Source organism: Nocardia terpenica (genome assembly GCF_013186535.1).
GTDB lineage: Bacteria > Actinomycetota > Actinomycetes > Mycobacteriales > Mycobacteriaceae > Nocardia > Nocardia terpenica.
In genome coordinates this window covers 389,475-413,763 of sequence record NZ_JABMCZ010000002.1, presented here as the reverse complement: position 1 = coordinate 413,763, position 24,289 = coordinate 389,475, and the positions used below count along the sequence as shown (strand labels likewise).

At 69.8% G+C, this 24,289-nt stretch carries 21 protein-coding genes; 8 read left to right on the top strand and 13 right to left on the bottom strand.

What is annotated here, in order from left to right; genetic code table 11:
* Positions 1–8: 8 nt before the first annotated feature.
* Positions 9–1,478, bottom strand: coding sequence for a flavin-containing monooxygenase (locus HPY32_RS13145; protein WP_067581041.1), 1,470 nt, complete (start codon positions 1,476–1,478; stop codon positions 9–11).
* A 48-nt stretch (positions 1,479–1,526) separates the two neighbouring features.
* Here HPY32_RS13145 and HPY32_RS13140 point away from each other — a divergent pair, with 48 nt between their 5' ends.
* On the top strand, positions 1,527–2,588 hold the full coding sequence (locus HPY32_RS13140; RefSeq protein WP_067581043.1) for an AraC family transcriptional regulator: 1,062 nt from the start codon (positions 1,527–1,529) through the stop codon (positions 2,586–2,588).
* Positions 2,589–2,603: 15 nt separating this feature from the next.
* Here HPY32_RS13140 and HPY32_RS13135 read toward each other — a convergent pair whose 3' ends face one another.
* From HPY32_RS13135 to HPY32_RS13085, 11 genes are all read right to left on the bottom strand, one after another.
* Positions 2,604–3,383 carry a metallophosphoesterase gene (locus HPY32_RS13135; protein WP_067581044.1) on the bottom strand — a complete coding sequence of 260 codons (780 nt, stop codon included), beginning with the start codon at positions 3,381–3,383 and terminating at the stop codon, positions 2,604–2,606.
* Positions 3,384–3,584: 201 nt separating this feature from the next.
* On the bottom strand, positions 3,585–4,298 hold the full coding sequence (locus HPY32_RS13130; protein WP_067581046.1) for an ESX secretion-associated protein EspG: 714 nt from the start codon (positions 4,296–4,298) through the stop codon (positions 3,585–3,587).
* A 9-nt stretch (positions 4,299–4,307) separates the two neighbouring features.
* On the bottom strand, positions 4,308–5,702 hold the full coding sequence (locus HPY32_RS45670) for a hypothetical protein (RefSeq protein ID WP_067581048.1): 1,395 nt from the start codon (positions 5,700–5,702) through the stop codon (positions 4,308–4,310).
* Positions 5,703–5,704: 2 nt separating this feature from the next.
* Positions 5,705–6,304: a DUF3558 domain-containing protein gene (locus HPY32_RS13120; RefSeq protein ID WP_171982853.1), complete on the bottom strand. Its 600-nt coding sequence runs from the start codon at positions 6,302–6,304 to the stop codon at positions 5,705–5,707.
* Between the two features lie 29 nt (positions 6,305–6,333).
* A complete protein-coding gene (locus HPY32_RS13115) occupies positions 6,334–6,699 on the bottom strand; it encodes a hypothetical protein (protein ID WP_067581051.1) in 366 nt (121 codons plus the stop codon).
* A 109-nt stretch (positions 6,700–6,808) separates the two neighbouring features.
* Positions 6,809–7,516, bottom strand: coding sequence for an RluA family pseudouridine synthase (locus HPY32_RS13110; protein ID WP_309247541.1), 708 nt, complete (start codon positions 7,514–7,516; stop codon positions 6,809–6,811).
* Between the two features lie 123 nt (positions 7,517–7,639).
* Complete coding sequence (locus HPY32_RS13105) at positions 7,640–8,995, bottom strand: WS/DGAT/MGAT family O-acyltransferase (protein ID WP_067581054.1); 1,356 nt, start codon at positions 8,993–8,995, stop codon at positions 7,640–7,642.
* 139 nt (positions 8,996–9,134) lie between these two features.
* Positions 9,135–11,084 carry an acyl-CoA dehydrogenase gene (locus HPY32_RS13100; RefSeq protein ID WP_171982852.1) on the bottom strand — a complete coding sequence of 650 codons (1,950 nt, stop codon included), beginning with the start codon at positions 11,082–11,084 and terminating at the stop codon, positions 9,135–9,137.
* A 50-nt stretch (positions 11,085–11,134) separates the two neighbouring features.
* Complete coding sequence (locus HPY32_RS13095; RefSeq protein ID WP_067581056.1) at positions 11,135–11,710, bottom strand: TetR/AcrR family transcriptional regulator; 576 nt, start codon at positions 11,708–11,710, stop codon at positions 11,135–11,137.
* A complete protein-coding gene (locus HPY32_RS13090; RefSeq protein ID WP_067581058.1) occupies positions 11,707–12,927 on the bottom strand; it encodes a cytochrome P450 in 1,221 nt (406 codons plus the stop codon). The genes HPY32_RS13095 and HPY32_RS13090 overlap by 4 nt, the downstream gene beginning before the upstream one ends.
* A 488-nt stretch (positions 12,928–13,415) precedes the next feature.
* Positions 13,416–14,093 carry a phosphoribosyltransferase gene (locus HPY32_RS13085; RefSeq protein WP_067581060.1) on the bottom strand — a complete coding sequence of 226 codons (678 nt, stop codon included), beginning with the start codon at positions 14,091–14,093 and terminating at the stop codon, positions 13,416–13,418.
* A gap of 253 nt (positions 14,094–14,346) precedes the next feature.
* On the opposite strand from HPY32_RS13085, the gene HPY32_RS13080 reads away from it, so the two are divergent.
* The 7 genes from HPY32_RS13080 to HPY32_RS13050 all read left to right on the top strand — a co-directional run bounded on the left by HPY32_RS13080 (position 14,347) and on the right by HPY32_RS13050 (position 23,652).
* On the top strand, positions 14,347–15,618 hold the full coding sequence (locus HPY32_RS13080) for a GlnX family signal transduction membrane protein (protein ID WP_231951425.1): 1,272 nt from the start codon (positions 14,347–14,349) through the stop codon (positions 15,616–15,618).
* Positions 15,615–16,577, top strand: coding sequence for a glutamate ABC transporter substrate-binding protein (locus tag HPY32_RS13075; protein ID WP_067581061.1), 963 nt, complete (start codon positions 15,615–15,617; stop codon positions 16,575–16,577). Before HPY32_RS13080 ends, HPY32_RS13075 begins: the two co-directional genes overlap by 4 nt.
* 7 nt (positions 16,578–16,584) lie before the next feature.
* Complete coding sequence (locus tag HPY32_RS13070) at positions 16,585–17,889, top strand: hypothetical protein (protein ID WP_067581063.1); 1,305 nt, start codon at positions 16,585–16,587, stop codon at positions 17,887–17,889.
* On the top strand, positions 17,886–20,126 hold the full coding sequence (locus HPY32_RS13065) for a serine/threonine-protein kinase (protein WP_067581065.1): 2,241 nt from the start codon (positions 17,886–17,888) through the stop codon (positions 20,124–20,126). Before HPY32_RS13070 ends, HPY32_RS13065 begins: the two co-directional genes overlap by 4 nt.
* Before the next feature lie 676 nt (positions 20,127–20,802).
* Positions 20,803–21,654 carry a PP2C family protein-serine/threonine phosphatase gene (locus HPY32_RS13060; RefSeq protein WP_253949730.1) on the top strand — a complete coding sequence of 284 codons (852 nt, stop codon included), beginning with the start codon at positions 20,803–20,805 and terminating at the stop codon, positions 21,652–21,654.
* Positions 21,655–21,664: 10 nt separating this feature from the next.
* Positions 21,665–22,951, top strand: coding sequence for a vWA domain-containing protein (locus HPY32_RS13055; protein ID WP_067581068.1), 1,287 nt, complete (start codon positions 21,665–21,667; stop codon positions 22,949–22,951).
* Entirely contained in the window at positions 22,951–23,652 is a 702-nt protein-coding gene (locus HPY32_RS13050) for a double zinc ribbon and FHA domain-containing protein (RefSeq protein ID WP_171982851.1), read from the top strand. Before HPY32_RS13055 ends, HPY32_RS13050 begins: the two co-directional genes overlap by 1 nt.
* Here HPY32_RS13050 and HPY32_RS13045 read toward each other — a convergent pair.
* Complete coding sequence (locus HPY32_RS13045) at positions 23,649–24,284, bottom strand: DJ-1/PfpI family protein (RefSeq protein ID WP_067581072.1); 636 nt, start codon at positions 24,282–24,284, stop codon at positions 23,649–23,651. The genes HPY32_RS13050 and HPY32_RS13045 overlap by 4 nt on opposite strands.
* Between the last annotated feature and the right edge of the window lie 5 nt (positions 24,285–24,289).

Here is a 24,289-nt window from a genome sequence, read left to right as displayed (position 1 = left end):
GGAAGTTCTCAGGTCGGACGATGCGGTTCCGGCGTGCGGGCGAGGTCGTAGTCGCGGGGATCGAATCGGCGGGTTCGCCTGCGGTAGGCGGTGACGGTGCCCGGCCAGTTGTTGGTTATTCGGCCCGCGGCATTGCGGTACCAGCTCGAGCAGGAGGTCCACGGGGTGCGGCCGAGGCGTTGCTGGATGTGGGTATCGAAGGCGCGGGCGGTGTCCGGGCGGACGGTCAGGGTGTGGCCGGGGTGGGCGGACAGGTAGGCGAGGGCCTGGCGGATGTAGCGGGCCTGGGATTCGAGCATGGCGACGATGGAGCCGATGCCCAGATTGGTGTTGGGGCCGTAGAGCAGGAACAGATTCGGGAACTCGGGGACCGCGATGCCGAGGTAGGCGTGCGCGCCGTCGGCCCACGCGTCGCCGAGTTCGCGCCCGCCGCGCCCGCGAATCCGCATGGGCCACAGGAATTCACTGCCCTTGAACCCGGTGCCGTAGACGATCACGTCCGCCTCGTGCACGGCGCCGTCGGCGGTCCGCACGCCCTCGGGCACGATCGCCTCGATCGGCGTGGTCTCCACCGCGACGTTCGGCCGGGTCAGCGCGGGGTAGTACTCGTTGGAGAACAGCACCCGCTTGCACAGCACCGGATAGTCCGGGGTCAGCTTGGCGCGCAGGGCCGGATCGGGGATGCCCTCGCGCAGGCTGCGGGTCCCCATCCAGGCGGCGATGCGGCGGATCGGCGGCACCGACGCCAATCCCAGCGACAGGAATTCCAGCAGCACCCACACCCAGAGTCGTTGCGTCAGCCGCAGACCCGGCACGTGCCGGAGCAGGAAGTGGTGCATCGGCCGGTATTCCCGATCGGTGCGCTTCACCACCCAGGCCGCCGTGCGCTGGAACACCGTCAGCCGGTCCACCAGCGGGGCGATCGCGGGCACGAATTGGATTGCGCTGGCCCCGGTTCCGATCACCGCGACCCGGCTTCCGGCCAGCGGCACCGCATGATCCCACCGCGCCGAATGAAACGACGGTCCCCGGAACGTCTCCCGGCCCGGGATATCCGGCAGCCGGGGCCGCGACAGCTGGCCCACCGCCGAGATCAGCACGGCCGCGGTGTATTCGGTGCCGTCCGTCGCGCGCACCACCCAGCGGCCGTTGGCCTCGTCGAAGGCCGCCTCGGCCACCTCGACGCCGAACCGGAGGTGCGGGAGCAGCCCGCGCCGGTCCGCCACGTCGCGCAGATACCCGTGGATGTCCGCGCGGCCGGAGAAGCGGTGCGGCCAGTCGGGCTTGGGCTCGTAGGAGAAGGAGTACAGCGGCGACGGGACATCGCAGGCCGCGCCCGGGTAGGTGTTCTCCCGCCACACGCCACCCAGGTCCGCGGCCCGTTCCAGGACGAGGAAGTCGTCGAATCCGGCGCGCCGCAGCTCCGCGGCCATTCCGAGGCCGCCGAACCCGGCGCCGATGACGAGGATCCCAGCCATGCGTCGCTCCTCACGTCGTCTATCTACATTTTCGGCCATAATCGGCGGATGGCAACGGTGCAGCATCCGGGCGTCCGCGACTGGGACTTTCCGCGCGGCGTGGCGAGCGTGGCGCTCATGGTCGGCTACGCCCGCGAACACGGCGTGCCGACAGGTCGGATGCTGCGCGGCACCGGCCTCACCGACCGTATCCTGACCGACCCGGACGCCCAGATCGACGCGCACACCGAGCTGGCGGTGGTCCGCAATCTGGTGCGCGCCCTCGCCGACGAGCGCCCGGCGCTGGGCATGGAGGTGGGTCGCCGCTACCGGATCACCACCTTCGGCATCTTCGGGTTCGCGTGCGTCAGCAGTCCCACGCTCGGCGAGGCGATCTCGTTCGCGCTGCGCTATCTGGAGCTGAGCTTCACCTTCTGCATCCCGGTAACCCGGTGGGGCCCGGGCGAATTCGTGGCGCACATCCACGACGAGGCGGTGCCGCCGGATGTGCGGCGGTTCCTCGTCGAACGCGACGTGCTGGCCATGCACCGGGTGCTGTCCGATCTGCTGGGCCGCCGCCCGCGCCTGCTGCGCGCCGAATTCGACTATCCCGAGCCGGAATACGTCGACGAGCTCACCGAAATCATCGGGGTGCGAGCCGCTTTCGGGCGGCCGCAGAATCTGTTCTCGCTCGACCCGTCCGCGCTGGGACAGCCGCTACCGCAGGCCAACGAGCACACCTGGGCCATGTGCCTGGCGCAGAGCCGGGATCTGGTGCACCGCCGCCGCGCCCGCACCGGGATCGCCGCCGAGGTGCGCGGGCGGCTGGTGCCGCGCGGCGGCGTCGACGGATTCGCCGCCCCGCCCGGAATCGATTCCGTCGCACGCGATCTCAATATGAGCACCCGCACCCTGCGCCGCCATCTGGACGCCGCCGGTACCAGCTACCGTGCCCTGCTGGACGAGGTGCGCCGCGCCCTCGCGGAGGAAATGCTCAGTGCCACACCACTATCGGTGAGCGACGTGGCCATCCGCCTGGGTTATGCGGAGGCGTCGACGTTCATCTACGCCTTCAAACGGTGGACGGGGACGACGCCGTCGGCGTATCGGCGCGAGCGGGTGCGGAGCTGAGTATCGCGGAACCGATTACGCGGGCCGCACCGAGTTCCGGCCGCCCATCGGGACGGTGTGCACGATCGAGGTGAGGCGGCGCCCGTCGACGATGTGCAGCAGCAGGGAGGGGTCGGGGGCGTAGTCGATCGGGACCTCGCCGGGGCGGCCGACCTCCCACTGGCCGCCGATCTGTGAGGAGACGCTCGGCGCGACCACCAGCTGCCGCCCGCCGAACAGCGTGCTGCCCATCGAGTGCATGTGCCCGGTCAGCACGCCGAGGATGCGGTCGTCGGCGGCCACGATCTGTTCCAGCCGCTGCGGGTTCCCCAGCCGGATGGGGTCGACGATGGTGTTGTACATCGGCACCGGCGGATGGTGCATGGCCACCAGGACCGCGGTATCGGTCGGGGTTTCCAGCAGCAGATCCAGCAGCCAGGTGTAGGTCTCGTCGGTGAGTTCGCCGCCGTCCGCGCCGGGAATGGTGGAGTCCAGCAGCGCGACCGTGAGCCCGTCCAGGTGCAGGGCCTGATTGATCGGCGTCTCGGCGGCCGGTTCGCGCAGCAGGGTCTCGCGCAGATTGCCGCGGCTGTCGTGATTGCCGGGCAGCACCCGCAGCGGCACCTCGGCCACCAGCGCGGCGCGCGCCTGCTCGTATTCCTCGACCTTGCCCGAGTCCACGATATCGCCGGTGACCAGGATGGCATCGGGGGTGCGCGGCAGCCCCGCCAGATACGCCATCACCCGCGCGGCCCGCTCGGCGCTGCGCGCATGCAGGTCGAAATGGGTGTCGCTGAGCTGTGCCAACAAAATCATCGGCAGTTCGCTTTCTCGTGGGGATCGCGCCGTTGCGACCGAGCGTGCCCGGCACGCCACCAGGCTATCGGTCGACTCCGGCCCTCGTCTGCATGAGCCTCGCCACCGAATATAGCCAGAAGGTATAGCGCCAGCTGGGAGGCGTCGCCGGAGAGGTCGATTACGGGTCGGCCCGTGGGCGCGCCGCCCGGGGCGGGGGCGTCAGTGCGGAATCTCCATGAGGCGGGTGATGAGCCGTTCGAATCCGGTTGTGCTGCACGGGTCGATGTGGAAATCGCCGTAGCGGCGGGTGTAGGTATAGCGTCCGTCGCCGTCGACATCGAACCAGCTGACGTAGCGGGGCGGCTGCGGGCGCGCGGCCCGCCGCTCCGGGCGAATCTCTATGTGCCCGTACCCGATTCGCGGCGCGGCCAGCAGTTCCCGCATGCGGCTCGCCACGGTCTGCTCGACGACGAAACCCGCGGATGCGCTGTTGTCCTGCAAGCGTTCCCAGGTCTCCACCATGCCGGCGGCCCGGCCCGCCGGTTGGTTCCCGGCCACCGCGGCGAAGACCTTCGCCACCAGGCCCGGCGATCCGACCTCGATCACCACATTGCCGCCGATATCCGGCTCCGGACCCGGCCGCTGCACCATGGTGACCCCGATATTCGCGGTCACCGCGCCGTAGGCCCGCAACGGCCGCTTCCGGGTTCCGATCATGATCAGCGACATATCGGGATCGGCCGCGGTCCGCAGCACCGGCACCAGGTCCGGGTCCTGCAGCACCGGCAGCCGCAGGCGGAGATCCCGCTCGATCTCCTCCCACTGCCGCTGCCAGGCCACCGAGGATCGCAGCGCCAGGGGCGCGGGCCACCGGTCCAACCCCAGCTGTCCCCAGGCGAAAATCATTTCGTCCGGGGTGAATTCGATTTTCATCCCGCCCGGCTACCTCTGGTCCCGCCCCGGATTCTCCCGACCGTGCCAATCGTCCGACGGCTCGAGCGCGTCTCCGCCGATCACCGGCGGCACCAGCGGCGTCAGCTCCCCGATGAGCTCGAGCTTGTTCCGCTCGTGCACCAGCAGCTCGGGCCGCCCCTTGCGCTCCTTGTCCTCTTCCCCTTTACCTTTCGCGCCCGGCGCACCCATCCCCGGCATGCCCGGCGCCCCCGCCCCGGCCGCCCGCGCGGCACCGGCGAGCGCACCACCGGCGGCAGCGGCCGGTACGGGCGCACCCGCAATGCTGCGCCCGGGCGCAGCGGAACCGGCACGGCCACCGGTGCCTCCGATGCCCCCGAAGCCCGGCATGCCGATTCCGCCCCGGCCCGCGCCACCGCCGGAGGTGCCAGCCCCGGAGCCGACCCCCGCGGGGTTCGTGGCCGTCGAATCGGTTCCGGCGGGGGATGTGACGGCCGGGCCGGTGGCCTGACTCCCTTGTCCGCCCGGCGAATTGCCGGAGGAGGCCGGATTGGTCGCGGAGGGATCGGGATTCTGCTGGTTGCCGCCTTGCGTTCCGTCCCTGGGGGAGTCGCCGCCGGAACCGCCGGAGGTTCCTGCCGAATGTCCGCCGTTCGTGCCGCCGTTCCCCCCGAGGCCGTTCGTGCCGATCCCGTCCGGGCCGGTACCGTTCGGCCCGGTGGGCGGGACGAACATCGGAACCTGTTGCCCCGCAGGTTCATACGTCGGTTTGTAGTGATTCGCCAGCGCCCACGCGGCGGCCTGCTGAGCCTCGGTGTCCGCGCTCGCCTGGCCCACCGCTTGGGCGGGGTTCTGTACGCCTTGCACTACGCCTGCCAGGTAACCGGTGCCAGCGGCGGGGTCGGTCGCAGGTATCTGCATCTTCACGATCTCGGCTCCGAATGCCGCACTCTGGATTCGGCTCTGAACGCTCTGGATGACGTTGTGCATGTCCGAGAGATCGTTGGAGAACTGTCGCGTGGCCTCGGCGATGGCGTTCGCCGTGGCGCCTTCCCAACTCTCCGCGATCGTCTTGTTCACCTTCGCGGACAGCCCCATATTGTTGAACATGAGCGCGTCGCCGACCTTCTGCCACGCCTGCGCGGACTGATGCATGATGCCGGGCATCATGAGGGCGACATTCTTCCGCATATTGTCGAGCGACATCCCGAAGAAGTTCTCGGTCCCCCCGGGAATGTAATCCGGATCGACCCCCGCTCCCTTGACCAAACTGGCTGCGCTGTCGGCACTCTGCAGCATCGACGCGGCGGCCTTGCTCTTGGTGACTCCATCCGGCGTGAGCGTGATGTCACCCGCCGCGACCGCGCCGAGGAATTGCCCCGGAGACGGGAACGTCCAGTTCGGATCGGAGTTGCTTCCCCCCATGGTCAGTTATCCTTCCCGATTGTGGGTTCGAGTGCCGTGGCTGCCTCGACAATGTGGTCGCAAGGCTTCAGCCCGGCCAGTTGACCTTGCGTGTGAACAATGATGTCGACACCGAAGTAGCCCGACTTCGTTCGCATGTCGATGGCGCACTCGTCGGCCTCGGTCTTCTGGGGAACCTGAATCGCATCCCTCCCGTTGATGCTCAGGCTCTGGAACTTTCCGGCGTACTTCTGTTTGTCCTCGTCCAGGGAGATATTGCCGGAGTCGAGTTGGAGAGTCTCGTCGTTCGAATTCCAGAAATCACAAGTGAGGAACGAGTATTCGGCGATCATGTCAGAGCCGCGCTTGCGGGTCGATGGATCGAATCCGATCTTCGTGATCACATCGTCGGGCACCCAGGTGCAGGGATCGAAGACGACCTTCGGGCGGCCGCCGGAACGTGTGTAGCTGGAATCCTGGGATGGCGGCTGGAGGCTGGAGGCGGTAAGGGTGGGCCGGACCTGCGTGGCCGATGGCGGCGAGGCGGTGGTGGTCGACGTACTTTCCGATGTCCCGTTCGTTCCACAGGCGCTCACCGATGCGGTGAGGGCAATCGCGAGCACCGTGCAGGTCGGTAGTCCATAACGACGCACTAGGCCATCTCCCTGCCCGCCGCAGCGATAGCCGCGGCGTTCGCTGCTTCGACTTCGTCTGTCAAGTTGGCCGCTCGAAGGATCGCCGCCTTCATCTTGTAGGCGGACGCTTCCGCTGCCTTCAATGCCTCGAATGCCTGCGTAGCCTTACTTTCGAAGCCTCGTTGCAGGCTTTGGGCGGAATCGAAGCCGCCGAACCCGTCGAGGTGCTGCAGTCGTACGACCTCGGCCTGTCGGTGCTGGAGCTGCTGCGCGAGCCAGTCGTAGTGGCCCGCAAGTTCATGAGCGGCACCGTCTTCGAGTTTGAATCGGCCCTCGACCGCCGCCTGCCACAGCCCGCCCGCGGCCTCACGTCCCAGAGTCATGCCATCCTCCCTGCAATCCCACGTCCCTCTACCTGGATTCGACGCGTCCCACTCCCGAACGGTTCCGTCTGATCATGAGCCAGTCCGCATGCGACTGTCGAACCGGGGCCTACCCGTCCAGCCTCACCCCCGTCAGCAACTCCTCCGGATCCCCCGTAATCACCCCACCCCCCACCGTCCAGAAATCCACCCCCGGCGCAGCCACCAGATCCAGCACCCCCGACTCCCGCCAAGGTGCCTCCAATCGCAACTTCCACGAGTGCAGATGGGTGCGCTCGTCCGGTCCCGACCTGTCGAACAGGGGGTCGCCCGCGAGGGCGTGGCCGATCCAGGCCAGGTGGACGCGGATCTGGTGGCGGCGGCCGGTGCGGGGGTGGACGGCGAGGACCGTGTGGGTGTCGGTGCGGAGGAGGGTGGTGAAATCGGTGCGGGAGGGATAGTTCTTGCCCGCCAACAGGTCTCGGTCGGCGACGGACCAGGTGTCGCCGGTGCGGGTGATGGCCTCGCGGGGGGCCGCGATGCGGACTCGGTTCTTGCGGCCGACGCTCAGGGGGAGGTCGATGATGCCGCGATCGGGGAGGTCGGTGGTGGCGGTGACGGCCAGGTACCACTTGTCCGCGGTGCGCTTGTTGAACTGCCGGGTGAGGGTGCCGTGCGCGGGCAGGTCCTTGGCCAGCAGGATCAGGCCCGAGGTGACCTTGTCGATGCGGTGGACCGGGTAGAGGGTCTCGCCGTGTTCGGCGGCCAGTTCGACGAGGTCGGTGTCGTGGCGTTCGCCGGTCACCGAGATTCCCGCGGGTTTGTCGAGGGCGAGGATGGCGTCGTCCTCCTCGATCCGGCACCGTTCCCGCAGGTGCGGCCAGTCCGCGTGTACCGTGGCCGGCTCCCTTCCATGTCGATCCGTCGGCGAAGGCGACAGTACCGGGGAGCCGGAACGCGGTCAGCGGGTGGCGTTCTCCAGATCGGTCAGGGCGGTGTCGAGGTGGTCGATCATGCTGGACAGGCGCGGGACCGAGCGGCGGCAGCCGACCAGGCCGAAATCGAGGGTGTCGGCGGTGCTGGTGACGGTGATGTTCATGGCCTGGCCGTCGAACGGGATGGACAGCGGGTAGTTGCGGTCCAGGCGCGCGCCCTGCAGATACACCGGCTTGCTCGGGCCGGGCACATTGGAGATGACGAGGTTGAACGGCATGCGCGGCAATGCCTGGAAACCGGGTACCAGCGTCAGGCCGATCGGCGACATGAGCAGCGCCGACAGCGCCACCGCCTCCAGCGGCGGCAGCTGGGCGTACACCTGCTTGGCGGCGAGCATGGAGGCGCTGATCGTCTCCAGGCGTTGCGCCGGATCGGCGATGTCGGTACCCAGGTTGCACAGCAGCGCCGCCACCATATTGCCGTCGGAGTCGGTCTCGGTCGCGCGGCGCACGTTCACCGGGACCATGGCGACCAACGGCTTGTCCGGCAACGCGTTTCGCTCCAGCAGGTAGGCGCGCAGCGCGGCCGACGACAGCGCGAGCACCACGTCGTTGACCGTCGTGCCGGTGGCGCGGCGCACGGCGTGGATGCGGTCGAGCGGCCACGACCCGACCGCGACGCTGCGGGCCCCGCCGATCGGCACATTGAACATGGTCGGCGGCGCGGACAGCGGCAGTTCCAGCCGTCCGTCGGTGAGCGCGCGCACCGCGGTCGCCGCCCCGCCGACGCCGGTTGTCAAGCGCGGCAGGGCCTTTCGCAGCTGATCCCACGGATTGCCCGCGGTGTCGTCGGGCTCGGGCTCGGGGCGGCCGATCGTCCACGGCGCCCGCAGCCGGGTGGCGTAGGGGTCGTCGGTGAGGGTGCGCTGCAGCAGCCGCAGCGCCGAGACCCCGTCCATGAGCGCGTGATGCACCTTGACGTACACCGCGAACCGATCACCCGACAGGCCCTCGATGACCCGGCCCTCCCACAGCGGCCGATGCCGGTCCAGCAGCGTGGAGTGCAGGCGGCCGACCAGATCGAGCAGTTCGGTGGGGCCGCCCGGCGCGGGCAGCGCGCACCGGCGCACGTGATACCCGAGATCGACCTCCGCGGCGTGCGACCAGACCACGCTCGAGAAGTTACCGAGGATTCGGCGCTGGCATCGTCGGAAGCGGCTCTGCACATCGGTGGTCGCCATCAGCTCCTCGTACAGCGACGCAACGAATCCGGGCCCGGCATCCGTCGGTGGTTCGAAGACCTGCAAACCACCGACATGCATTGGGTGCTCGCGGGATTCGGTCGCGAGGAAGATCGCATCGATCGGGTTGAGAAGATCCATCGGCTCCGCCTAACCGGGTGGGCGTGACGCCCGGGGTGTGTGAGGGAATGCGGCACCGTTGCCTGGAAACTGTGATTGGTTACTACTGTATCGCCCCCATGGCAACGCCGCGCCGGATCACACCGACCGACCGGTCGCCCTACAGCCAGCTCTCCTCGAGGTCGATCGTGGTCCGATCCAGCGCATCGAGAAGATCGAAAAGCGGTGCGGTGCGGGGTAGTTCCCATCGGAAGAAATATCGGGCGGCGGCGCGCTTGCCCGCGTAAAACGCATCCACGTTCGTGTTCCCGGCGTGTTTCTCCCCATCCATGGCCCCGGCATGTTTCTCCCGATCCATGGTCCCGGTGTGTTTCTCCCGATTCGTGGTCCCGACGTGTTTCTCCCGATTCGTGGTCCCGACGTGTTTCTCCCCATCCATGGTCCCGGCATGCTTTTGGCCGGGACCGCTCGCAACGACGGCCTGCGACAGCCAAATCCAAGCCACCGTCACATGCCCGACCGCCTCCAGATAGACGGACGAATTGGCCAGCGCCACTTCGGGATTCATATCCTCCCAGAGCGCGGCGGTGGTGGCGGCGACGCGGGAACAGGCCGCCCCCAACGCCGCCGCGAACTCCACGAGCTCCGCATCGCCGCTAGCCGTCGCCGCCGCGACCGTCGCGCCGATGGTCTCCAACAGCAGCGCGAGCGCCGCGCCGTTCTCCGCGGTGACCGCACGGCCGAGCAGGTCCAGGCCCTGAATGCCATGCGTGCCTTCATGAATCTGGTTGAGCCGGTTGTCGCGGTAGTGCTGCTCGACGTCGTAGTCGCGGGTGTATCCGGCCCCGCCGTGCACCTGAATGGCGAGATCGTTGGCGGCCAGGCACCACTGGCTCGGCCAGCTCTTGGCGATCGGGGTGAGCACGCGCAGCAGCAGCTCGGCGCGACGGAGCTCGGATTCGTCTGCGGCGCTGCGCTGTTCGTCGACCAGGGTGGCGCAGTACAGTTGCAGCGCCAGCGCGCCCTCCGCATACGCCTTCTGCGCCAACAGCATTCGACGCACATCGGAATGCATCACGATCGGCACCTGTGGGCCCCGGCCCTTGGCGGTGATCGGGCGGCCCTGTGGGCGGCTGCGCGCGTAGGACAGCGACTTCAGGTAGCCGGTGTAGCCGAGCGCGGTCGCGACGAGGCCGACGCCGAGGCGGGCCTCGTTCATCATCCGAAACATGTACGACAGGCCACGATTCGGCTCGCCGACCAGGTAGCCGACCGCGCCCGGCTCCCCGCCGGGTCGGAACGCGCCGTCGCCGAACACCGGCGCGGTATTGACGGTGCCGCGCCAGCCCATCTTGTGATTGATGCCCGCCAGCACCACATCGTTGCGTTCGGCGGGCGTGCCGTCGAGATACTTGGGCACGATGAACAGCGAGATCCCGCGGGTGCCCTCCGGCGCGCCCGGGATCCGAGCCAGCACCAGATGCACGATGTTCTCGGCGAGTTCGTGGTCGCCGCCGGAGATCCACATCTTCCGCCCGAAAACGCGATAGCTGCCATCCGGCTGCGGGACCGCCCGGGTGGTGATATCGGCCAGATTCGACCCGGCCTGCGGCTCCGACAGCGCCATGGTGCCGAAGTAGCGCCCCTGCACGATCGGCACCGCGAACCGCTCGATCTGTTCCGGACTACCATGCGCGGCAACAAGATTCGCATTCCCGATCGACAGCATGGCATAGCTGGCGGTAGCCGCGTTCGCGGCATGGAACCACGCCATACAGGCGGTGAAAACCGAATACGGCAGTTGCATCCCGCCGACCCGCGCATCCATCGCCGCCCCGATCAACCCCGCCTCGGCAAACGCCTCCAATGCCCGCTTCACCTCGGGCAGAACATGCACCTTCTCCCCATCGAAGGTCGGCTCGGCCAGATCACCCGCCCGATTGTGCGGAGCAAAATACTTGGCCACCAACCCCCGGCTGAGCTCCAACACCTGATCAAAGGTCTCCCGCGAATGCTCCCGATACCGATCCCGCCCCACCAGCCTGCCCACATCCAGCCACTCGTAGAGCAGAAATTCGATATCCCGAGCAGACATGATGAGCGAATCCATGGGACCACCCTGGTGGTCCGTCCGAGGCCGCGCAAGTGGACCCTCGGACGTCAGGCTCGGGTGCCGGTGATGAGTGGGGCCACGAAGCGTTCCAGGAAGAGGCGCTCCTCGTTGTCGTCGTGGCCGGGGACGGTGAGCAGAGAGACGATGATGCGGGTGAGCCAGCGGGCGGTGAGGGCGTTATCTGGTTGGGCGGCGGGCGGTTCGGTGGCGAACAGGGATGTTGCGATGGATTCGATTACCTCGGAGGTCTGGGCGAGTTCGAGGGTGATGCCTGCGTCGGCGGGGCGGAACCAGGCTATGAGGAGGGGGTCGGCGCGGACGGCGCGGAGGCTGGCCAGGACGCCCTCGACTATGCGGGCGGTGGGGTCGGGGATGGTGCGCAGGTCGGCGGTGAGGGTGGTGGCGAGGCGGCGGGCCTCGCGGTGGACGAAGGCCAGTTGTACGGCGCGGCGGCTGTCGAAATAGCGGTAGAGGGTGGCGCGCGAACAGCCTGCGGCCCTGGCGATATCGGCCATTTGGGTGGCGGCCACGCCGCGCTCGGCGAACAGGGCGGCCGCGGCGTCGAGGATGCGTTCGGCCGCCCGCAGCGAGCGCGGATCGCCCAGCCAGTCGTCGCTGCTCACGCGGCCGCCCGGAAGGGGACCGACACCGGCCAGCGCACATAGTTGCCGTCGGTGTAGCGGACCGCGTCGATGTCGACGGTGAAATCGGGGCAGCGGGCGAGTAGTTCCCGCAGCGCGATGGCGGCCTGCATGCGCGCGGCGGCCGCGCCGAGGCAGTGGTGGTTGCCGTTGCCGAAGGTGAGAATGTTCCGCGGCTGTCGGGTGACGTCGAGTTCCGCTGCGTCCGAACCATATTCGCGCTCATCGCGATTGGCCGACGCGTACAGCAGCAGTACCCGCCTGCCCGCCGGGATGGTGACGCCCTCGATCTCGACATCGCGAGTCGTGGTGCGCGCCAGGCCCTGCACGGGCGAGGTGAGCCGCAGGAATTCGTCCACCGCGCCCGGCATCAGGCCGGGGTCGTCGATCAGCCGCCGCCGCTGCTCCGGGTAAAGGGTCAGCAATTGCACTGCGCCCCCGAGGTTTCCGGTGGTGGTGTCGTTGCCGCCGGTGATCATGGTGAAGGCGAAGCCGAGGATTCGCAGAATGCCCGAGACATCGCCGTCGGCGCCGAGCCCGGAGGCCACCAGCAGCGAGACCGTATCGTCGCCGGGCGCCTTGCGGCGGCGTTCGATCAGCGCCGTGAAGTACTGCATCAGCTCGGTGACGGCGGCCTGCGCGGTCAGGACGCCCCCCGCCGCCGAGGCCGCCACGATCGCCTCGCTCCACTCGTCGAACTTCGACCGATCCGCTTCCGGCACACCGAGATAGTGCGCGACCACCATCGTCGGCAGCGGCTTGAACAACTCGGCCGAGATATCGCCGCCGCCCTCCGCCCGCAGCCGCTCGATCCGCTCGACCACGAATTCCCGTACGGCCGGGCTGATCTCCCGCACCTGCCGCGGCGTGAAGCCCTTGGCCACCCGCCGCCGGAATCCGGTGTGATCCGGCGGATCGGTGAACACGAACGGCCGATCCGCCCCCAGCCCGATCTCGCTGAGATTGTTGTAGTCGACGGTCAAACCCTGTGCGGAAGAAAAGGTTTCGGCATCCCGCACCGCATCGTACACATCGACATACCGCGACAGCACGTAGTAATCCGCATCCGCCCGCCCCGCCGGAACCACATGATGCACCGGATCGTGCTCCCGCAGCGCCGCATACATGGACCAGGGGTCCCGCCATGTCTCACCCGATCGGAGCTCGAAACGGGGCTTGTGAGACATATTGGTGCTCATGTCTCGAATGTAAGACAGGTGTTGGGTTATGTCTAGGTCCCGGCCAAAAGCGCGCCGGGACCTTGGGGGAAGCGCGCCGGGACCATGGGTAGGAGCGCGCCGGGTCCATGGGGGAGTGCGCTGGGTCCATGGGGAAGCGCGCTGAGACGTTGGGGGAGCGCGCTGGGACCTTGGGGGGTGCGCTGGGACGTTGGGGGAGTGCGCTGGTCCATGGGGGAGCGCGCTGGGACCTTGGGGGGAGCGCGCTGAGACGTTGGGGGAGCGCGCTGGGACCTTGGGGGGAGCGCGCTGGGACCTTGGGGGGAGCGCGCTGAGACGTTGGGGGAGCGCGCTGGGTCCATGGGGAAGCGCGCTGGGTCCTTGGGGAAAGCGGGCTGGGACCTTGGGGAAAGCGCGCCGGGACCATGGATGCGCCCGGACCGTGGGTAATGCTGCGCTGGGGCAGAGGCTTGGGCATGTAGGTGCCCGGAGTGCCCTCACACGCCCGGTCAGCGGATGCGGATCGGTTGGGTGGTTTGGTTCCGGCGGAGGTTGGTGGCTCGGGTGAGGAGGTCGCAGACCGTTTCCTCGGTGACCGGGTCGAAGGTGCGGTACCACTGGCCGAGGGTGTGGAACAGGGCCGGGGTTTCCAGGCAGACGACATTGTCGGCGCAGGACGCCAGTTCCCGGATGGGGCGGCAGGAGCCCACGGGGACGGCGTAGACCACGCGGGCGGCGCCGCGGGCTCGGGCCAGGGCGCAGGCGGCGCGGGCGGTGGCGCCGGTGGTCACGCCGTCGTCGACGAGGATCGTGAGTCGGCCGGTGATGGTCAGCGGGGCGCGGCCGTGGCGGAAGCGAGCCGTCTTGCGCAGCACCGCCTCTCGCGCATCGCGCTCCACCCGCGCCCGCTCGGCCGGTGTGATGAACGCGCGCAGTAAAGCCAGGTCCTCGCCGACCACGCGCACCCCGGACTCCGCTATCGCCCCGTACACCAGGCGCGGCCGCCCGGGAACGGACAACTTCTGCACCACCGCGACATCCAGCGGCGCACCGAGCGCGACGGCCACCTCGAAGGCCACCGGGACCCCGCCGCGCGGTAATCCGAGCACGATCGTGTCCGGGCCCCGAAAAGCCCGCAGGCGTGCGACAAGTCTTCGGCCGGCTTCACGGCGGTCGAGAAAGGGCATTCTTTTCACCCAGGTGCAGTCGGATAGAACAGGATCGAGCCGCTGTCGTGGACTCGGGGAAGGCAGCAGGTGGGTACTCTACGCTCGGTCGCCCGCGGAGCGGGCCGAATTGATCGCGAACACCTACCCTTTCGGTCTCGATTTCGCCGCAGGCGCTAGGGGTTGCAATTCGATCGCGATCGACCGGCGTACCCAATTCCCCTCCCGTACGATCGCGTTCGAGACTCCGGCGGCACAGGAGGAGGGGGAGGGAGTGGGACTTCGCATACCCGCGGCAGCCCGGCGCGGCGCGCACTGGTCGCGACGGTTCGCCGCGACCACGCCGGGCCTGATCGTGGCCATGGCCCTCGCCGCCGTTGTGCTGTGCCTGATCTCGGGCCTGGTGAGCGCGAACGAACTGGGCGGCAAGACCACTCGACGCGACGCCGCGCTACAGCGTTCGGAGCCACTGGCATACGCCGCGCAACGCCTGTATGTCGCCCTGTCGGCGGCGGATGCGGCCGCGGCCACCGCATTCCTGTCCGGCGGCATCGAATCGCCGGAAGTCCGAGCGCAATACCAGCAATCGCTGGCCGACGCCGCCGACGCGCTGGCCACCGCCACCGCGGGCGCGACCGATGCCCGGACCCGCGACATCGTCGCCCTGGTCGCCGCCGATCTGCCGGTCTACACCGGCCTGGTGGAATCGGCGCGAGCGAACAACCGGCAAGGCTTCCCGGTCGGTTCCGCGTACCTGCGCGAGGCGTCCGGGCTGATGCAGAATTCGCTGCTGCCCCATGCCGCCGAGCTCACCGGGCAGCGGCTGGCCGCGGTGCGCGCGGACCAGCGGGCCATCACCGGACCGCCCTGGTTCGCCCTGGCCACGCTGCTGGTGGTGCTGGTCGGCGCGGTCTGGGCGTCCCGGATCCTGGTGCGGCGCACCAATCGCCGATTCAATCTCGGCATCGTGGCCGGGGCGGGCGCGGCGGTGCTGGCGCTGCTGTGGATCGTGGCCGCGACCGCCGCCGCGCACGGCGCGGTCGACACCGGCTGGTCGGGCCCCACGGCGCGCAGCGAAAACCTGGCACAGGCGCGGATACTGGCGCAGCAGGCGCGCACCGACGAGACCCTGGAGCTGATTCTGCGCGGCGACATCCAGGCCACCGAGCGCGACTTCGAGGCCAAGACCGGCCAGCTGCGCGACGAGCTGGCGAATGTGTCCGGACCGGATAGTCCGGCGCGGCAGCAGTTCTCGCAATGGTCGGCCGGGCATCGCAAGCAGATCGACAGCTACACCATCGCGAACTACCGCGACGCGGTGAACCAGGCCATCGGCCCGGCCCCCGATTCCTCGGCGCACCTGTTCGCCGGGCTCGACACCACGCTGCGCGACAGCCTCGACCACAATCGCGTACAGCTGCGGCGGCAGATCGGGGACGCGGGCGATGTCTGGTTCGGGTCCGACGCGGGCACACTGGTGCTGATGGTGTTCGCGGCCGCCGCGGTGGTGGTCGGGGTGTGGCCGCGACTGAAGGAGTTCCTGTGAGGAGCGCGCGTCTGCCGCGCACGGCGGTGCTGCTGGCCGGGTTGCTGGTGGCCGGATGCGGTGCGGATGTCGCCGTGCCCGCGAGCCCGGCGGTGTCCGCGGTGAAACCCATGCCGCCGGGCGCGGCCCCGGTCACCGGCATGGCCCCGCCCGACAACAGCTGCGATGCGGAGGCGAGCCTGCGGCCCGGGCCGAACTCGGCGACCATCGCGCCGGGTTCGACCATGGACCGCATTCGCGCCAAGGGCCGGTTGACCGTCGGCGTCGACCAGAACACCTACCTGTTCGGCTTCCGCGATCCGGCCAGCGGGCAGCTGCACGGCTTCGACATCGACCTCGCCCGCGAGCTCGCCTTCGCCCTGCTCGGCGACCGCGACAAGATCGAATTCCGGTCCGTGGCAACGGCCGATCGGGTGCCGGTGCTACAGCAGGGTCAGGTGGATCTGGTGGTGCGCACCTTCTCCACCACCTGCGACCGCCGCCGCGATGTCGACTTCTCCAGCGTGTACTACCGTGCGGCGCAGCGCATTCTGGCCCCGCGCGGGTCCGGGATCACCAAGGCCGAGGAACTGAGCGGCAGGCGGGTGTGCGTCACCTTCGGCGCGGACTCGGCCGCACCACTGCTCGCGCTGCCGAAACCGGCGAGCGTGCTCGGCGTCGAGAACTGGACCGACTGCCTGGTGGCGCTGCAACAGGGCCAGGTCGACGCGATCAGCACCGACGAGTCGATCCTGGCGGGCCTGGCCGCGCAGGACGACAACCTCCAGGTGGTCGGCGCGCCGATGGGCTTCGAGAACTATGCCGTCGGGGTGCCGAAGGGGCAGAGCGACATGGTGCGTTTCCTCAACGGCGTGCTGGAGCGGATTCGCACCGACGGCACCTGGCAGCGGCTCTACGACGCGAATCTGACGGCGCTCGGCCCCGCGCCCGCCCCGCCGCCCGCCCGGTACAGCGATTGAGGCGCCGATGAACGTCCTGACCCTGCCCGAAATCGACGCCGAAATGGCCACGCGCACAAGCGAAGTCGACGCCATCACGGCCACCCTGCTGGAGCTGGACAAGCATCCGGGCCTGACCCTGCTGCGCGGCTACGCGCCCACCGGCACGACCGCCGAGCGCTGGCGACCGGTGCGGCAGCTGCTGGACCTGATGTGGGAGGACTACGGCCGCCTGCAGACGATCCTGAACGAGGCCCGTACCCTGCGGTCGCGCCGGACCAGGCCGACCGACGCCGACCGCGCCGAGCTGACCCGCATGCTGCGCGACCGCCCGTACGAGGCGTCGCGCACGCCGATTCCGCTGGCGCAGCGCTCGCTCACCGGGCCGAGCGAACAGGTGCTGTTCGTCGGCATCGCCGACACCCTGCACCGCATGCGCGACTGTTTCCCGGTGATCGCCGCCTTCCTCGACTCGGTGGACGCGATCAACAGCCGGGTGCTGACCGGGCTCTCGCCGCTTCAGGTGCGGCTCGACGAATACGGCGGGGCCACAGCGGAATTGCGCGCCATCGCGGAGGGCGTCGCCGAGCTGCTGAGCCGTTCGGCGACCGACCCGCTGTCGTTCACCCCCGCCGACGTCGACGCCCGCATCGAGCGCCTGACCCAGCGGCTGCGCGGCGAGGCGGACACGCTGACCACGCTGCGCGCCATGGGCGTGGACTGGGCCGCGTCCGTCGCGGAGACCCAGGCGCTGCTCGACGACCTGCGCGCCGCCCACGTCCGGGCGGAGCAGGTGCGGATCGAGGCGGAGCGCAAGATCCGCACCGCGCCGCTTCCGGTGCCCCCGGACCCGTCGGCGCGGTTGCAGGCGGAATTGGATGCGCTCGCCGGGCCCGGCGGGAACGGCGGCGGGGACGCGATCGTCGAGGTGGCGGGGCGGGGCGCCGCGACCGTGATCGAAGGGCCCGGCGGTGTTTCGCGGATCGTGCCCGGCGCACCGGTGAAACCCGTTGTGCGGCGGGTCGGTTCGATATCGGATGCCACGGCGCTGCTCGACCTGCGCCGCCGCATCGCCGAGGCCGCCGAGATCGTCGCCGCCGACGAGGGTTTGGCCCGCGGGCTGCTGGATCGGCGGGCGGAGCTGCGCGGTCGATTGACCGCCTATCAGGCCAAGGCCGCCCGGCTCGGGGTCGGCGAGGACCGAGAGGTGCTGGCCTGCAACCAGATTGCCGCGGGCCTGCTCTCCCGCACGCCGTGCGACCTGGCGGCCGTGACCCGGTCGGTCACCGACTATCAGCAGATCATTGCGGAGAAATCGGGGAGGCGGGGATGAAGTGCACCGAACCGGGTTGCGGCGGAACGATTCTCGATGGTTACTGCGATACCTGCGGGACGGCGCCCGCGCCGGACCCGGCGACCGAGGGCACCGTCGCCATGACCCTCGCCATGACGGGACCGACCTCCGGCACCCGTTCGGCGCGCACCCGGTCCGCCTCCGCCCGGTCGCGGCGCGGCCGCCTGGGCGCGGGCATGGTCGAGGTGCCGCGCGTTCCCCGGGTCGATCCGGCCACCGCCGTGCTCACCGACCCGCAGGTCCCGGAGAACCGGCGCTTCTGCGCCAACTGCGACCGGCCCGTCGGCCGATCGCGCGACGAGATGCCGGGCCGCGTCGAGGGGTTCTGCCCGCACTGCGGCACCCGCTTCTCCTTCACCCCCAAGCTGCGGCGCGGCGATCTGGTCGGCGGGCAGTACGAGGTCGCGGGCGCGCTGGCGCACGGCGGGCTGGGCTGGATCTATCTCGCCGTCGACCGGAAGGTCAACGACCGGTGGGTGGTGCTGAAGGGCCTGCTGAACTCGGCCGATCCCGACGCCATGGCCGCCGCGGTGGCCGAGCGCCGGTTCCTGGCGCAGGTCGAGCATCCGAATATCGTCAAGATCTTCAACTTTGTCGAGCATTCCGGCCGCGACGGTGGCACCGTCGGATACATCGTGATGGAGTATGTCGGCGGCACGTCGCTCAAACAGCTGTTGCGCGAGCGCCGGGCCACCGAGGGTTCGTTTCTGCCGCCCGCGCAGGCCATCGCCTACGTGCTGGAGATGCTGCCCGCGCTCGGCTACCTGCATGCGCTGGGCCTGGCGTACTGCGATTTCAAGCCCGACAACGTGATGCAGACCGACGACCGGCTCGAGCTCATCGACCTGGGCGCGGTCATCGCGATGGACGACGAGGCCAGCGCCATCTACGGCACCCGCGGCTATCAGGCCCCCGAGATCGCCGACACCGGGCCCACGGTCGCGACGGAGGTCTACACCGTCGGCCGCACCCTCGCGGTGCTCATGCTGGAGGTGCCGACGCGCAACGGCTATTTCGCCGAACTCCCCGGCCCGAAGGACGCGCCGCTGCTGGCCCGGCACGAGTCGCTGCACCGGGTCCTGTTGCGCGCCACCGACTCCGATCCGGGCGCGCGCTTCGGGTCCATGGACGAGATGGCCGACCAGCTCACCGGCGTGCTGCGCGAGGTGCTCTCCGCGGAGGACGGCGTGCCCCGACCGGGGCCGTCGGTCACCTTCGGCCCGCCGCGCGCCGCGTTCGGCGTCGGCGACAGCGCGCCGGATCCGGCGGAAATCGTTGCCGGGCTGCCGGTTCCGCTGGTCGACCCGACCGACAGCGGGGCGGCGCTGCTGGCCACCACGGGCGGCACGACGGTGGCCGAGCTGGAACCGGCCTTCGCGGCCGGACTGCGCTCGGTGGTCACCGGGGGAGCCGAATCGGTGGAGATTCCCCTGCGACTGATCCGCGCCGCCCTCGAATCCGGTGCCGCGGTGGACGCGCAGCAGCGCATCGAGGCGCTGATGCCCACCCCGGGGGAGGATTGGCGGTTGATCTGGTATCGCGGGCTGGCCCGCCTGCTGGTGTGCGAATACGACGCGGCGGCAGCCGAATTCGACGCGGTGTGCGCGGCGCTGCCCGGCGAGGCCGCGCCCAAACTCGCCCTGGCGGTCGCGTCCGAACTGTGCGGCGGACCCGAGGGCAGCCCCGACACCGACCCGAGTGTCGAGAACGCCCGTGCGGCACGGTATTACGAGACGGTCTGGCGCACCGACCACGCCTACGTCAGCGCCGCCTTCGGCCTGGCCCGCCTCCGCCGCGCCGCCGGCGACCGCGCCGCTGCCGTCACCGTCCTGGACCAGGTGGAACCCGCCTCGGCCCTGTACACCGAGGCCCGCCTGACCGCCGTGGAAACCCTGCTCGCCGACCGCGCCCCCGCCGAGCTGACCGAAACCCTGCTCCGCGACTGCGGCACCCGCATCGACGTCCTCACCATCGACTCGAAACTCCGCGCCGCCCAAGCCCGCCACCGCGTCCTCACCGCGGCCCACCACTGGCTCTGCGCAGGCAACACCGCCGAAGCCAGCACCCCCCTCCTGTCCCACCCCCTGTCCGACACCGGCATCCGCACCGCCCTGGAACACTGCTACCGAGCCCTGGCCCACGAATCCGACAACATGTGGACCCGCTTCACCCTGGTAGACCAGGCCAACACCATCCGCCCGAGGACCACGTTGTGAACGGGCCGACGAGAGCCCGGACAGCGCAACCGAGCGGCCCCCCAGCGCCCCCGGAGGCACAAGCGCTGTCCCCGAGAACCTCCACCGCTCCGCCGGGACCGTATCCCGTTGCGGTGAGCCAACATACCGCCGCACCGAAGCATCCTCCCGTTGCGCCCGGCCGGGATGACGTAGCCCCAAGACCACATATCGTTTCCCTCGCACCGGACGTAGTCGGACCGAGACCTCATGGCGTTGCGCCAAGACCGAATACGGTTGCGCCAGAACTACATCACGTTGTGTCGGAGCTGCACGTTGTTGCGCCGGAACAGCATTCCATCCTGTCGAGCCTGTGTACGGTCTCGCCGAGGCTATGTACCGTCTCGCCGGGGTTGTGTGTCGTTTCGCCTGGGCTGCATGCCGTCTCGCCGGGGTTGTGTGTCGTCTCGCCTAGGCTGCATGCCGTTTCGCCGAGGCTACGTAGCGTTTCGTCGAGCCTATGTACCGTCTCACCGAGCGTTAGCGAGGTGGGGCGGTGAGTGGGGTGACGATGGGCCTGCGCTGTCCGGGGTGTGGGTATCGGATTGCGGTGGCGGATCGGTTTTGTGAGGAGTGTGGGCGGGAGTTGGCGGTTCGGCGGGCGGTGTTGCCGGAGGTCGAGGGGGGTTCGGGGGACGGGTGTGCGGAGTGTGGGGGGATGGAGTTCGATGGGGATGGGTACTGTGCGGGGTGTGGGGAGTTGCGGCGGCCGCCGGATCGGGGGGAGGCGGATCTGGGTGCGGTGCAGCTGATTACCGACCGCGGGCTTGCGCACGCGCGGAACGAGGATGCGGTCGCGGCGGCGGTACTCGAGGACGCGGCGGGGCCCGCGATCGTGATCGCGGTATGCGATGGGGTGTCGACCTCGGAGAATCCGCAGGTCGCCTCTAATGTCGCCGCCCGCACCGGCGTGGCTGCCTGCCTGGCCGCGCTCGCCGCCGACCGGACCGCGTCCGAGGCGGTCGGCACCGGGCTAGAGGCGGCGTCCCAGGCGGTGCGCGCGGTGGGTGTCGCCGACGGGCACGCGCCGTCGTGCACCTACGTGTCGGCCGTGCTGCGCTCCAACGACACCGGCGAATCCGAGATCACCGTGGTGAATATCGGTGACAGCCGGGCGTATTGGCTGGCCGCCGACAAATCCGCGACACCGTCGCGGCGGCTCACCGTGGACGACTCGTGGGCGCAGGCCCTCGTCGACGCGGGCGCCATGACCGAGGAGGCCGCCATGCGCGACCCCCGCGCCCACGCCCTGATCCGTTGGCTCGGTGCGGATTCCGACCATCGCGCCGCCGACACCCGGGTGACCTCGGTGCGCGTACGCGGCCCCGGCGTGCTGCTGCTGTGCAGCGACGGACTGTGGAACTACCTGTCCGCCGCCGACGACCTGGCCGCCCTCGCGACCGCGGCCGAACCCCGCAGCGCCGCACGAGATCTCGTCGAATACGCCCTGCGCGGCGGCGGCAGTGACAACATCACCGTCGCACTGGCACCCGTGATGCCCCAGCAGTAGGAGAGGTACGTTGAGTTCGCAAGCAACCGAGGGTATTTCGGTCGTCGTCGACCAGAATCAATTCCTGGCCGAGGGGGCGGACACCGTCGACGCGGTGGTGACCGTGGAAACCGCCGAGGATTTCGCGGTGGCCGCCCCGCCCCCGGAACGGTTGGAGATCATCATCATCGACTGCTCGGGGTCGATGGGCGCGGGCGACCGCTTCCCGGGCGCGCGGCGGGCCACCCTCACCGCCCTGGACGAGCTGCCCGACGGCACCCTGTTCGCCATCGTGCAGGGCACCGCCGAGGCGCAGGTGGTGTTCCCGCGCCGGGGCGCGCTGCAGCGGGCCGGACACGAATCCCGCACGGCCGCACGCAATGCGCTGGACAAGCTGCGCCCCTACGGCGGTACCGCCATGGGCACCTGGCTCGGGCTGGCGCGGCAGATCGCCCAGCAGCACCCGCAGGCCATGGCGCACGCCATCCTGCTCACCGACGGCAAGAACGAGCACGAGAAGCCCGAGCAGCTGGCCGCCGAGATCGCGCGGTCGCAGGGCGTTTTCACCTGCGACTGCCGCGGTGTCGGCACCGATTACGTGGTGGCGGAACTGCGTTCGATCGCCTCGGCCCTGCACGGCAGCGTCGACGTCGTCAAGGAGGGCGCGCAACTGGCCGCCGACTTCCAGGCCATGATGCGGACCTCGCTGGCGAAGACGATTCCCGAACTGACACTGCGGGTGTGGACCCCGGCGGGGGCCACCGTGCGCTTCGTCAAGCAGGTCGCGCCGACCATCGAGGACCTGACCGACCGCCGCGTCGAGACCGGGCCGCAGCTGGGTGAATACCCGCTCGGCGCGTGGGGCACGGAGGACCGCGACTATCACGTCCAGATTCGCGTCGAACCCGCCGCCGCGGGCCGCGAGAAGCTCGCCGCCCGGGTGAGTGTCGTCGCCGCCGGTGAGGTGGTGGGCCAGGGCCTGGTGAAGGCCGTGTGGACCACCGACACCGAACTGTCGGCCCGCATCAGCCGCCGCGTCGCGCACTACACCGGCCAGGCCGAGCTCGCGCAGGTGGTGCAGGACGGTTTGGCCGCCCGCAAACAGGGCGACATCGACACCGCCACCGCCAAGTTGCAGCGCGCGGTGGAGCTGGCCGCGGAATCCGGCAACGAAGGCACCGCGAAGCTGCTCCGCAATGTCGTGGAGGTGGACGAGCGCACCGGCACCGTGCGGCTGCGCCGCGGCGTGGACACCTTCGACGAGATGGCGCTCGACGCCCGATCCACGAAAACCGCTCGGGTACGGAAGGAGCCGTGATGGTCAGCTGCCCCGACGGCCACCTGTCCACCGCCACCGACTACTGCGACGTGTGTGGCACCGCCATCGGCCCGGTGACCGAGGCCGCCGCGCCCTCCGCGCGCTGCCCCGCATGCGATTCCCCGATCGACGGCCGCTTCTGCGAAGTGTGCGGCCACGATTCGGCCCTGCCCGCCCCCGTCCCCGAGCCGTCGCCCGCCCCCACCATGACGGCACCGCCCACGATTGTGGCTGCGGCCGAGGGCAATTCGAACGTCCCGCCGGTCGAGGAGTCGGCGAACCGCACCGCCTGGGTCGCCATCGTGACCGCCGATCGTGAGTTCTACGAACGCGTCCGCGCCCGCAAGGGCCCCGACGCCGACCGGGTGGAGTTCCCCGACTACTACCCGCAGCGCCGAATAGGCTTGCAGGGCACCGACTTCCTGATCGGTAAGCGCAGCGTCTCGCAGGGCGTGTACCCGGACATCGACCTCGGCATCCCCCCGGTCGACATCGGCGTCTCCCGCTCGCACGCCCGCATCCACCTGGACGGCGACACCGTCACCGTCACCGACCTGGGCTCCACCAACGGCACCAGCCTCAACGGCAGCGACGACCTCATCCCCCCGCACACCCCGATCCCGCTGCACCCGGACGACCGAATCCACGTGGGCGGCTGGACCACCATCACCGTCACCCGTGGCGCGCCGGGCGACGGCTAGCTGGGCAGGAAACGGCTTGCGTCACGGAGCTTTTCGACGACGGCGGCCGGGGCCTTGGCGGGGGAGCCCGCGTCGTAGGGCGGCTGGGGGTCGTATTCGGTCAGGAGTTGGATCGCCATGGCGTGCTCGTCGCCCGCGATGGCGCCGACCAGGGTGAGGCCCATATCGATACCGGAGGAGACGCCCGCGGCCGTGACGTACTTGCCGTCGAAGACCACGCGTTCGGAGGTCGGCGTCGCGCCGTACTCGGCGAGCGTGTCGAGGGCCAGCCAGTGCGTGGTGGCGCGGCGGCCCCGGAGCAGTCCGGCGGCGGCGAGCAACAGCGATCCGGTGCAGACCGAGGTGGTCCACGTGCTGGTGGCGTCGACCGCGCGCAGCCAGTTCAGCAGGGTGTCGTCGGTCATCCGGTCGTTCTGGCCCGGCCCGCCGGGGACGACGACGATATCGGGCCGCGGCACCTCGGCGAAGGTGCGCCGGGCGACCAGCGCGAGGGAGTCCTCGTTGTCGACCACCGGCCCGGCCTGCTCGGCGACGAAAACCGTTTCGGCGCCGGGGATTCCGCACAGTACCTGGTACGGGCCGACCGCGTCGAGCGCGGTGAACCGATCGAACAGGACGATCGCGATCTGCATGTCCC

Bases quoted from the DNA above. Each gene is read 5' to 3' on its own strand.
- HPY32_RS13045 (WP_067581072.1), bottom strand. From the start codon at position 24,284: ATGCAGATCGCGATCGTCCTGTTCGATCGGTTCACCGCGCTCGACGCG.
- HPY32_RS13090 (WP_067581058.1), bottom strand. From the start codon at position 12,927: ATGAGCACCAATATGTCTCACAAGCCCCGTTTCGAGCTCCGATCGGGT.
- HPY32_RS13105 (WP_067581054.1), bottom strand. From the start codon at position 8,995: ATGGATCTTCTCAACCCGATCGATGCGATCTTCCTCGCGACCGAATCC.
- HPY32_RS13060 (WP_253949730.1), top strand. From the start codon at position 20,803: ATGGAGTTCGATGGGGATGGGTACTGTGCGGGGTGTGGGGAGTTGCGG.
- HPY32_RS13115 (WP_067581051.1), bottom strand. From the start codon at position 6,699: ATGACTCTGGGACGTGAGGCCGCGGGCGGGCTGTGGCAGGCGGCGGTC.
- HPY32_RS13070 (WP_067581063.1), top strand. From the start codon at position 16,585: ATGAACGTCCTGACCCTGCCCGAAATCGACGCCGAAATGGCCACGCGC.
- HPY32_RS13145 (WP_067581041.1), bottom strand. From the start codon at position 1,478: ATGGCTGGGATCCTCGTCATCGGCGCCGGGTTCGGCGGCCTCGGAATG.
- HPY32_RS13050 (WP_171982851.1), top strand. From the start codon at position 22,951: ATGGTCAGCTGCCCCGACGGCCACCTGTCCACCGCCACCGACTACTGC.
- HPY32_RS13130 (WP_067581046.1), bottom strand. From the start codon at position 4,298: ATGAAAATCGAATTCACCCCGGACGAAATGATTTTCGCCTGGGGACAG.
- HPY32_RS13065 (WP_067581065.1), top strand. From the start codon at position 17,886: ATGAAGTGCACCGAACCGGGTTGCGGCGGAACGATTCTCGATGGTTAC.
- HPY32_RS13140 (WP_067581043.1), top strand. From the start codon at position 1,527: ATGGCAACGGTGCAGCATCCGGGCGTCCGCGACTGGGACTTTCCGCGC.
- HPY32_RS13085 (WP_067581060.1), bottom strand. From the start codon at position 14,093: ATGCCCTTTCTCGACCGCCGTGAAGCCGGCCGAAGACTTGTCGCACGC.
- HPY32_RS13100 (WP_171982852.1), bottom strand. From the start codon at position 11,084: ATGGATTCGCTCATCATGTCTGCTCGGGATATCGAATTTCTGCTCTAC.
- HPY32_RS13135 (WP_067581044.1), bottom strand. From the start codon at position 3,383: ATGATTTTGTTGGCACAGCTCAGCGACACCCATTTCGACCTGCATGCG.
- HPY32_RS45670 (WP_067581048.1), bottom strand. From the start codon at position 5,702: ATGGGGGGAAGCAACTCCGATCCGAACTGGACGTTCCCGTCTCCGGGG.